6 protein-coding genes are annotated in these 9,713 nt (G+C 75.4%); 3 read left to right on the top strand and 3 right to left on the bottom strand.

Annotated features, from left to right (window positions below):
- Nucleotides 1–55: 55 nt before the first annotated feature.
- Together V7E45_RS35440 and V7E45_RS35435 are read left to right on the top strand one after the other, a co-directional pair.
- On the top strand, nt 56–265 hold the full coding sequence (locus V7E45_RS35440) for an MbtH family protein (protein WP_333778377.1): 210 nt from the start codon (nt 56–58) through the stop codon (nt 263–265).
- Between the two features lie 58 nt (nt 266–323).
- Nucleotides 324–5,660: an amino acid adenylation domain-containing protein gene (locus tag V7E45_RS35435; protein ID WP_333778376.1), complete on the top strand. Its 5,337-nt coding sequence runs from the start codon at nt 324–326 to the stop codon at nt 5,658–5,660.
- A gap of 38 nt (nt 5,661–5,698) precedes the next feature.
- Here V7E45_RS35435 and V7E45_RS35430 read toward each other — a convergent pair whose 3' ends face one another.
- The 3 genes from V7E45_RS35430 to V7E45_RS35420 form a co-directional block, all read right to left on the bottom strand.
- Nucleotides 5,699–7,915 carry a helix-turn-helix transcriptional regulator gene (locus tag V7E45_RS35430; RefSeq protein WP_333778375.1) on the bottom strand — a complete coding sequence of 739 codons (2,217 nt, stop codon included), beginning with the start codon at nt 7,913–7,915 and terminating at the stop codon, nt 5,699–5,701.
- Nucleotides 7,916–8,000: 85 nt separating this feature from the next.
- Nucleotides 8,001–8,198: a hypothetical protein gene (locus V7E45_RS35425; protein ID WP_333778374.1), complete on the bottom strand. Its 198-nt coding sequence runs from the start codon at nt 8,196–8,198 to the stop codon at nt 8,001–8,003.
- Nucleotides 8,199–8,332: 134 nt separating this feature from the next.
- On the bottom strand, nt 8,333–8,566 hold the full coding sequence (locus V7E45_RS35420) for a hypothetical protein (protein ID WP_333778373.1): 234 nt from the start codon (nt 8,564–8,566) through the stop codon (nt 8,333–8,335).
- Nucleotides 8,567–8,879: 313 nt separating this feature from the next.
- Between V7E45_RS35420 and V7E45_RS35415 the strand changes: the two genes are divergently transcribed.
- Nucleotides 8,880–9,713: AfsR/SARP family transcriptional regulator (locus V7E45_RS35415; protein WP_333778372.1), on the top strand; the 834-nt coding region annotated here is incomplete at its 3' end.

Below are 9,713 nucleotides of genomic sequence, written 5' to 3'. Positions count from 1 at the left end.
CCGCCACCCCCCGCACCCCGCTCACCGAACCCGCCGTACCGATCGGAGCACCGTCATGAGCAGCCAGGACACCACCTACCAGGTCGTCGTCAACCACGAGGAGCAGTACTCGCTGTGGCCCGAGGGCCGGGAGCTGCCGCTCGGCTGGAGCGCCGAGGGCACCCGGGGCGCCAAGGAGGACTGCCTCGCGCACATCGACCGCGTCTGGACCGACATGAGGCCGCTCAGCCTGCGCCAGGCCCTGGCCGCCGGCGTCGAGGGCTGACCCGCACGCCATCCGCCCACCGGCCGCCAGCGGCCCGAGCCACGAGGAACGCAGACGCGTGAACCCGCCAACAGAGCACCAGGACTGGATCTCACTGATCACCGCGAGGGCGTCGGCCGACCCGGCGAGGACGGCCTTCACCTTCACCGCCGCCGAGGGCGACACCCCCGAGGTCCTCACCTACGGCCGGCTCGACCGGCTGGCGCGGGCCGTCGCGGCCCGGCTGCAGCGGCGGGGAGCCGCGGGCCGCCCTGTCGTGCTGCTGCAACCGCCCGGCCTCGACTACGTCGTGGCGTTCGTGGCCTGCCTCTACGCGGGAGCCGTCGCGGTACCGGTGTACCCGCCCACCCGCAGGCCGCGCTCGGTGGAGCGGCTGGCCGGCATCGTCGCCGACTGCGGAGCGGGCCTTGCGCTGACCACCTCCCGGATCCGTGAACGGCTGCTGCCCGGCGACCCCGACGGACTGCTCATGGACACCCTGCGCCTGGAGGCCACCGACGCGGTGCCCGAGGACGAGGCCGACCGGTGGCTGCCGCCGGCCGTCACCGCGGAGACCACCGCCTTCCTCCAGTACACCTCGGGCTCCACCTCCACCCCGCGCGGCGTGCTGCTCAGCCACGGCAACCTGCTGCACAACTCCGCCCTCATCCAGCGCGCGTTCCGCACCACCGAGCACACCGTCGGCATGTCCTGGCTGCCCCTCTTCCACGACATGGGCCTCATCGGCGGCATGCTCCAGCCGCTGTACTACGGCGGCTCCTGCGCACTGATGTCGCCCGCCTCCTTCAGCCAGGACCCGCTGCGCTGGCTGCGGGAGATCAGCCGCACCGGCGCCACGGTGAGCGGCGGCCCCAACTTCGCCTACGACCTGTGCGCCGACCTGGTCACCCCCGAAGCCCTGGACGGCCTCGACCTGAGCGGGTGGGAGGTCGCGTTCAACGGGGCCGAGCCGATCCGGGCCGAGACCCTGGAGCGGTTCGGCGCCGCCTTCGCCCCGGCCGGCTTCCGCACCGAGGCGTTCACGCCCTGCTACGGCCTGGCCGAGGCGACCCTGATCGTCACCTGCAAACCGCACGGCAGCGCACCGGCCCTGCTCACCCCGGACCTGGCCCCGGCCGGCCCCGACGGCCGGCCCGGCTCCGCGTACGCCCTCGTCGGCAGCGGCCGGCCGGACCCCGAGCAGCGCCTGGAGATCGTCGACCCGCTGACCCGGCTGCGGGTGCCCGAGGGCACCGTCGGCGAGGTCTGGGTGTCCGGGCCGAGCGTGGCCCACGGCTACCGGAACCGGCCCGGCCTCAGCGAGGACACCTTCCGCGCCCGGCTCGCCGACGACGGCCCCGACGGCGCCGCCTTCCTGCGCACCGGCGACCTCGGCGCCCTCCGCGACGGCGAACTCTTCGTCACCGGACGGCTCAAGGACCTCATCGTCGTACGCGGCCGCAACCACTACCCGCAGGACATCGAGCGGACCGTCGAGTCCGTACACCCCGGGCTCCGGACGAACTGCGGAGCCGCCGTCCAGGTCGAGCACGAGGGCGCCGAGCACGTCGTCGTCGTGCACGAGATCGCCCGCGACCACCAGGACGGCGACCTCACCGCCCTGGCCCGGCAGGTCCGCACCGCCGTCGCCGACGAGCACGGTGTACGCCCCCTCGCCGTGGTGCTCATCCGGGCCGCCACCCTGCCCCGCACCTCCAGCGGCAAGGTCCAGCGCCACGCCTGCGCCGCCGCCTGGCTCGACGGCGGCCTCACCGTCCTGGCCGCCGAGGGCCACGTCCCGCACGCACCCGGCACCGCCGGCCCCGCGGCCGCGCCCGCCACGCCCGCGCCCGCCGAGGACCTGCGTGCCCTGCCCGCCGAACTCCGGCCCGGCCTGGTCTTCACGCTGCTGCGCGACCTGCTGAGCGAGCAGCTCAAGGCGCGCTCCGAGGAGTTCGCGCCCGGCGTGCCGCTGTCGACCCTGGGACTGGACTCGCTGGGCGCCGTCCGCCTGCGGCACGCCCTGCGCGGCCGGGCCGGCGTCGACCTCGCCCTCGACGAGGCACTCGACACCGACCTCGCCGGTCTCGCCCGGCTGGTCTGCGACCGTCTGGACGCCGCCCCCGAGAACGAGGACACCGAAGCGGACCTTGCCCGCGACCGTGCCGCCGGGTCCACGCCCGGCGATCACCCGCTCGCCCGCAACCAGGCGGCCCTGTGGTTCACCGACCAGGTCGCCCCGGACAGCCCGGCCAACCTGATCGCCGCCTCCTTCGACATCCGCGGGCCCGTCGACCCGGACGCCCTCAGGACCGCTCTGGAACGGATCACCGCCCGGCACGCGGCCCTGCGCAGCACCTTCCCGCTCCAGGGCGGCGAGCCCGTCCAGCGGGTGCACGCCGAGCTGTCCCCGTCGTTCGCGCACGTCGACCTGAGCGACGCGGACGAGGCGGTCCTCGCCGCGCACGTGGCACAGGCCGCGGAGGCACCCTTCGACCTGCGCCGCGGCCCCCTGCTGCGGGTCCGACTCTTCCGCCGCGGCGACGGCGACCACCGCCTGGTCCTGGCCCTGCACCACCTGGTCGCCGACCTGTGGTCGCTCGCCCTGCTCCTGGACGAACTCGACGAGGTCTACCCGGCCGTCCTGGCCGGCCGGGAACCCGCCACCGCCGAGGCGCTGCCCCACCCGGTCTTCACCCACCGGCAGAACCGCCGCCTGGACTCGCCCGCCGGCCGCGCCCGCCTCGACCGGTGGGCCGAGACCCTGGCCGCCGTCACGGCCGAGACGGCGCCGCCGGCCGACCACGCCCGCCCCGCCGCCCCCCGGATGCGCGGCACGAGCCTGCCGCTGCGCGTCGACGCGGACGTCACCCGCCGCCTGACGGAGCTGGCCCGCCGGGAGGGCACCACCCTCTACAGCGTGCTGCTGGCCGCCTACCAGCTCCTGCTGGCCCGCTGCACCGGCGGCGACGACGTCGTCGTCGGCACCCCGGTGCACGGCCGCGCCGACGCCGACCTCGCCGGCACCATCGGGTGTCTGGTCAACACCGTCCCGCTGGCCGCCACCGTCGACCTCGCCGCGCCCTTCACCGCACTGCTGCGGCAGGCCCACAGCACCGCCCAGGAGGCGTTCGGCGGCGCGGACACGCCGTTCTCCACCCTGGTGGAACGGCTGAGCCCGACCCGCGACCACAGCGGCCGGCCCCTGGTCCGCTCGCTGCTGACGCTGCACCAGACGCCGGGTGAGCGGTCCGAGGCGCTGGTGTCCATGGCGGTGAACCACGAGGGCACCGCGTTCACGGTCGGCGGCCTCGACTGCGTCACCCGCGCGCTGCCCCTCGGGGGCAGCCAGTTCGACGTCCAGCTCACCTTCGGACGGGTCGACGGCGGCCTCTCCGGCGTCCTGCGCTACGACACCGACCTGTACGAGGAAGGCACCGCCGCCCTGCTGGCCGAGCGGCTGGTCACCCTCCTCGACGCCGTGTCCTGCGAACCCGGCACCGCCGCCGGCGACCTGCCGGTCATGGGTGAGGCCGAACAGCTCCTGTGCCGCCGGTGGAACGACACCGCCGTCGCCCACGACACGGATCTCGGCGTCGTCGCCCGGTTCGAGGCACAGGCCGCCGCCACTCCCGGCGCCCCCGCCGTCCTGCTCGCCGGTGCCGACGCCGACGCCCTCGACTACGGGCGCCTGGACCGGCTGGCCAACGGCATCGCCCACCGGCTGCACCGGGCCGGCGTCGGCCCCGGCGACCTGGTGGGCGTGCTGCTGCCCCGCACACCGGGCCTGCTCGCCGCGCTGCTCGGCGTGATGAAGTCCGGCGCGGCCTATCTGCCGCTGGACCCGAAACTCCCGGCCGACCGCATCGCCTACGTGCTGCGGGACGCGGAGACCGCCGCCGTCGTCACCGACGGCGATTCCGACCACGCCCTGGTCCTGCGACCGGACGGCACGGAGGCGGAGCGGCCGCCGGCGGTGCGCCTGGACCCGCGGTCCCCGGCGTACGTCATCTACACCTCCGGCTCCACGGGCAACCCCAAGGGCGTGGTGATCGCGCACCGGTCGCTGACGAACATGATCCTGGCGATGGGCCGGGACCTGCCGACCGGCCCCGGTGACGGCTGGCTGTCGGTGACCACCCCCACCTTCGACATCAGCCTGCTGGACTACTTCATGCCCCTGACCAGCGGGGCCACCGTCCACCTCACGGACCCGCAGACGGCGGCCTCCGGCGCCCGGCTGCGGGCCTGCCTCGACAGCGGGCGCGTCACGCACCTCCAGGCCACCCCGGTCTCCTGGCAGCTCCTGCTGGACGCCGGCTGGACCGGCACCCCCGGGCTCACCGCACTGTGCGGCGGCGAGCGCATGCCGGCCGAGCTGACCCGCGAACTGCCCCGGCGGGGCACGAAGCTGTGGAACGTCTACGGCCCGACCGAGACCACCGTCTGGTCGGTCAGCACCCTGGTCGGCGCGGAGACCGCCGACGTACCGCTGGGCCGCCCGCTGGCCAACACCGAGGTCCACATCCTCGACCCGCAGATGCGGCCGCTGCCCGTGGGCGCGACCGGCGAGCTGTACATCGGCGGCGCCGGTCTCGCCCACGGCTACCTGGGCAGGCCCGGACTGACGGCCGAACGGTTCGTGCCGCACCCCTTCGGCGCCGCGCCCGGCTCCCGCCTGTACCGCACCGGTGACCTGGTCCGCCGCCGCGCCGACGGCCGCCTCGCCTTCGTCGGACGAGCCGACACCCAGGTCAAGGTGCACGGCCACCGCATCGAACTCGGCGAGATCGAGGCCACCCTGGAACGGCAGCCGGCGGTCCGCCGGGCCGCGGTGATCGTCGACGGCACCGGCACGGACGCGCGGCTCGCCGCCTACGTCGAGCCGGCCGGCACGCACCTGGACCGGGCCGAACTGCGCACGGCCCTGCGGGCCTGGCTGCCGTCGTACGCGGTGCCGTCCGTCATCACGGTGCTGGACGCGCTGCCGCTCACCCCGAACGGCAAGGTCGACCGGCGCGCCCTGCCCGAGCCCGACCCGGAGTCGGGGCGGGACGAGCAGGACGGCCCCGAACCGCCGCGCACACCGGCCGAACGACGGATCGCCGAGTTCGCCGCCACGCTGCTGCCCGGCGTGCGCATCGGGCGCACCGACGATCTGTTCGAACTCGGCGCCCACTCGCTGGTGATGTCCCGTCTCCTGGAGCGGGTGCGGGAGGAGTACGGCACGGTCCCGCCGTTCGGGCTGCTCTTCGAGAGCCCCACGGTGGCCGCGATCGCCGCGTTCGTGGCCGACGCCGCCGTGGCACCGGCCGCGCGGCCGGCGCTGGTCCGGGCCGACCGCTCCCGCTTCGTGGCCGGGCGGGGGGCCGACGGGAAGCTGAGGCTGCCGGCGGCGGCCGAGGCAGGCGGATGAGACGGTGGGCGGCCCCGGGCGACCGGGGCCGCCCACCGTCACCGGCCCGTCTCCGGGCCCCGGTCCGAGCGGCCCACCATCGCGGCGACCTCAGCCCGGGAGGAGACCGCCAGCTTCTTGAAGATGCGGCCCATGTGCGTCTCCACCGTCTTGTGGCTGACCTCGAGCGAACGGGCGATCTGCTGGTTGGTCCGGCCCCCGCTGACCAGCACGGCGATCTCCCGCTCCCGCTTGCTCAGCCGGGACAGCTCCGACGCCGCGGGCTCCGCGGACGCCGCGGGCTCCGCGGGTTTTGCGGGACCGGTGGACGACCCGGACCCCGTGACCGCGGCGGCGGCCGTCGCGGCCGCCACCTCCGAGGCCCCGGTGGCCGGCGCGGGCTGCGCCAGGTCGCGGCCGGCCGGCACGAGCCCGGCCAGCGCGCTGGCGAACCGGGGTGCGAGCACCCGCAGGCGGCCGGACTCCGCCAGCCGCAGACCGCGCTCGTAGTGCCGGTGCGCGGCATCGCGCCGGCCCAGCGCCGCCTCCGCCCCGGCCAGCCAGTACAGCCCCTCGACGTGCGGCAGCACGGCGTCGTCGGCCGCCCGGTCCAGCAGCCGGGCCGCCGCCACCGTGTGAAAGTCCGCGTGTTCCCCCGACGCGGATCTCAGAGCGGCAGCAGCGCTCAGCGCGTAGATCCCGGCCCGGGCGACCGGACCGACGTGCTCGGCCGTGCTCAGCAGCGTGGTCACCAGGCCCTCCGGCACCGGGTGTGCGGTGTCCAGGGCGAGCGCGACGCGGGCGGCGAGCAGTCCGGCCCGCTGCTCCGGACCGGCGGGCGCGGCCTGGGCCAGCGCCGCCGCAAGGACGCGGTCGGCGCCCTCGTGCGCCCCCGAGAGCCGCAGGGCCTGCGCGTACCAGTGGGCGGCGTCGGGACCCGTACCGCTCCCGGACCCCGCCGACCGGGTCAGCGGCCCCAGGACGTCGAGGGCCTCCCGCAGCCGGCCGCACAGGGTCAGTGCGCTGCCGAGCCGCAGCCGGGCCAGGGCCGCGTCCTCGTCGGACAGCCCCAGGGCGAGCGCGGCGCCCGCCCAGGCGGCCGACCGCTGCGGGTCGCTCCACTGCCGCAGGTCCGCCGCCCGCAGCAGGATCTGGGCGCTGTCGCGGTCCCCGAGCGCCGCCCCGTACTGCAGGTGCTCCGCCAGCCGGACGGCGTCGGCGTCCCGCGCGGCCAGCAGCCGGGCCGCCCGGGCATGGGCGCCGAACAGCCAGCCGGGACCCGCCGACTGGTACGCGGCCGCGCGCAGCGCCGGGTTGCCGAAGCCGAGCAGGGGCGAGGCACCTTCGGTGCGCAGCAGGTCCTCGCGCGTCAACTCGTCTACCGCCGAACGCAGTTCCTCGTCGCTCACCTGCGCCACGGCGCCGAGGGCGGAGGGGTCGGAGGGCTCGCCGAGGACGGCGGCCGACCTGACCACCAGCCAGCTCGCCGGGCTCAGCGACGCGAAGTCGCGCAGCGTCTCGGTGAGCACGTGCAGGGGCAGGGACGGCAGGGCGCGGCCGTCGGCGCCGAGCAGACTCCGGGTGGAGCCGAGCGCCTTCAGCAACCCCGGATTGTGTTCCGTGACGTCCAGCATGTGCTCCCGCTGGGACCTGCTGAGGTCGTCGGGCAGCAGGGCCAGCGCCTCCTGCGCGTCGAGCACGGCGGGCGTCAGACGGTGCGCCCACTGGCGTGCGGCGGCCTGGTCGAGCAGGTTCCGCAGTCCGGGGTCCGTCTGGCGGGGCCGGTGGGCCAGGGCCAGCACCACCCGGCCGGCCGGCGGATGGCGCAGCAGGTAGGAGAGCAGGTCCACGGAGGCCTCGTCGGCCCGGTGCACGTCGTCGAGCGCCAGAAGCAGCCCGGTGGCCGGGCTCAGCGACTCCAGCAGGTTCCGCACGGCGCGGAAGGCCTGGTAGCGCCCGAACGGGTCGCCCGGGAGGCCGGTGCCGGCGAGGGGCTCGTCCAGGGCGTCCATGAAGAGCCCCAGGGAGATGGAGCGGAACGGCTGGGCGGAGGCGGTGCCCGAGGCGACGCTCCAGCCGTGCAGGGCGGCCTCGGCCGAGAGCCGGGAGAGGAGTTCGCTTTTTCCGGTCCAGCGATCACCGCGGATTTCGATGACGGGGGTCGCGGCGGACTGGAAGAGCCAGTCCAGTGGATCTCTGCGAGAAATATGCCGGACCGTGCTCGGCGACGATTCGGGGACACTGCTGAGAAGCGGAAGATCGGCCTCGATGGTCATCTGATGTGCCTCTTCATGGAAATTCTCAGGAGCAGGTTTTGTGGGGCGAGGCCGAGCGGCGGGGCCGCGTGCGGGGCCCTGCCCGTCACTGCCAGCCGGTGGTGTCCTTCGTGGTGACGGGCGTGGTCGTGGTGGCCGCGGGGGCCGCGTCCGCGGTGACGGTGGTGCCGGCCTCGTGCTGCCCGCCGTGCGACGCCGGGGGAGCGGCCACCAGCAGGGCGACAGCGAACAGCAGGGCGGTGAGGGCGGTCCTGGCGGCGGTGGGCAGGGAGGTGACGGACAAGGTGACTCCTGTTTCGGGGCAGGGCGGACCGAGGTCCGCAAGGGGTGGGGAGAGGGCCTCTGCCGGGGCGTCCCGGGGCCGATGACCAGTACTTTTCCTGACCCCGCCGGGCTTGTCACCGGTTCCCGACTGGCCTAATCCGCCGGTGGCATAAGCCGTCCACCGTCGTCGGGCCGCTCCAGCAGCCACTCGAAGTAGGGCGTCGGCAGGACCGCCTCGCAGCTGACGAGGAGGACTTCCGACAGGGAGTCGTGGTGGTCGAGGGTGCGCTCCACGACGGCGCGTGCCGCGCTCTCCGCGAGACGCAGGGAGGGCCCTGACAGGAACAGGCCGAGCACCGGCCCGGTCGGCGCGTCGGGGTGGAACACGCTGTGCCTGAGCCCCTCTCCCGGCTGTGCGCAGCGTGCGACGAGAGCGGCGAAATCAGGGGGAAAGCGCGTGCCGGACGATTTCAGGCGCGCATGGACGAGAAACATGCCGGTGAGCATCCGGCAGTCCGCGGGGCCGTTACCACGAATTACCCCTGGACGCTTTCTGCGGTGGCCGGAAAAGGCCACGGACCGCGGTGCTGGCATATTGCGGCCGTTGACGGTTCATGTCGACGGTGCGGTGGGGGCGTCCCCCGGCCGCGCGGTCAGAATGAGCAGCGTTCAGCGTCCACGTTCCTCGCGGGAGAAACCCATGACCAAGGCCGCCTCGCAGGACCCGCATCCCCTGTCCGGGCCCCGTCTGGACCTGACGGTCCTGGGCGAGGTCCGGTGCCGCCGCGACGGGGTGGAGCTGCCGCTCGGCGGCCCCCGGCCACGGTCCCTGCTCGCCATGCTGGTGCTGCGCGCCGGAACCCCGGTCGGCCGGGACGAACTGCATCAGGCCGTCTGGTCGGGCGACGGGGCCGCCTCGGGCGGCAATCTGGTGCAGGTGTACGTCTCCAAGCTGCGCCGGCTTCTGGAGCCGCAGCGCGCGCCGCGCGCCGCGGGCGGTGTCATCGAGCGCGTCGGCTCCTCCTACCGGCTGGCGGTGACCGCCGGGGAGCACGACCTCGGCCGGTTCCAGACCGCACGGGACGAGGCCCGCGCGCTGCGGGCGGCCGGCGAGCCGGTCGCCGCCGAACGGGCGGCGGCCCGGGCGCTCGCCGAGTGGCAGGGGCCGCCGCTCACCGGAGTCGGCGGTCCGCTGCTGGAGATCGAACGGGCCCGGCTGACCGAGCTGCGGCTCGGCGCGGTCGAGGAGCACGCGGAACTGGCCCTGCTGGCCGGGACCCACACCGAGGCGGTCCCCTCCCTCGTGGCGCTCACGGCGGAACACCCCTACCGGGAGCGTCTGTGGGCCCTGCTCATGCACGCGCTGTACCGGGCCGACCGGCAGGCCGACGCACTCGCCGCCTACCAGCGGGCGAGCCGCCTGCTGGACGACCACCTCGGCCTGACCCCGGGCGCGGAACTGCGCGCCACCCAGGAGGCCGTGCTCGCCGGGACCCCCGCGGCCCTCGTCCCCCTCCCCGGCGCGAAGGACCAC

Origin of the sequence: Streptomyces sp. IBSBF 3136, assembly GCF_036815105.1 — a bacterium.
In the GTDB taxonomy this organism is placed as follows: domain Bacteria; phylum Actinomycetota; class Actinomycetes; order Streptomycetales; family Streptomycetaceae; genus Streptomyces.
Note: the sequence above shows the minus strand (reverse complement) of the source record. Positions and strands in the feature narration are given on the sequence as shown.

Coding starts and splice junctions, on each gene's coding strand:
- V7E45_RS35440 (WP_333778377.1), top strand. CDS start 56: ATGAGCAGCCAGGACACCACCTACCAGGTCGTCGTCAACCACGAGGAG.
- V7E45_RS35430 (WP_333778375.1), bottom strand. CDS start 7,915: ATGACCATCGAGGCCGATCTTCCGCTTCTCAGCAGTGTCCCCGAATCG.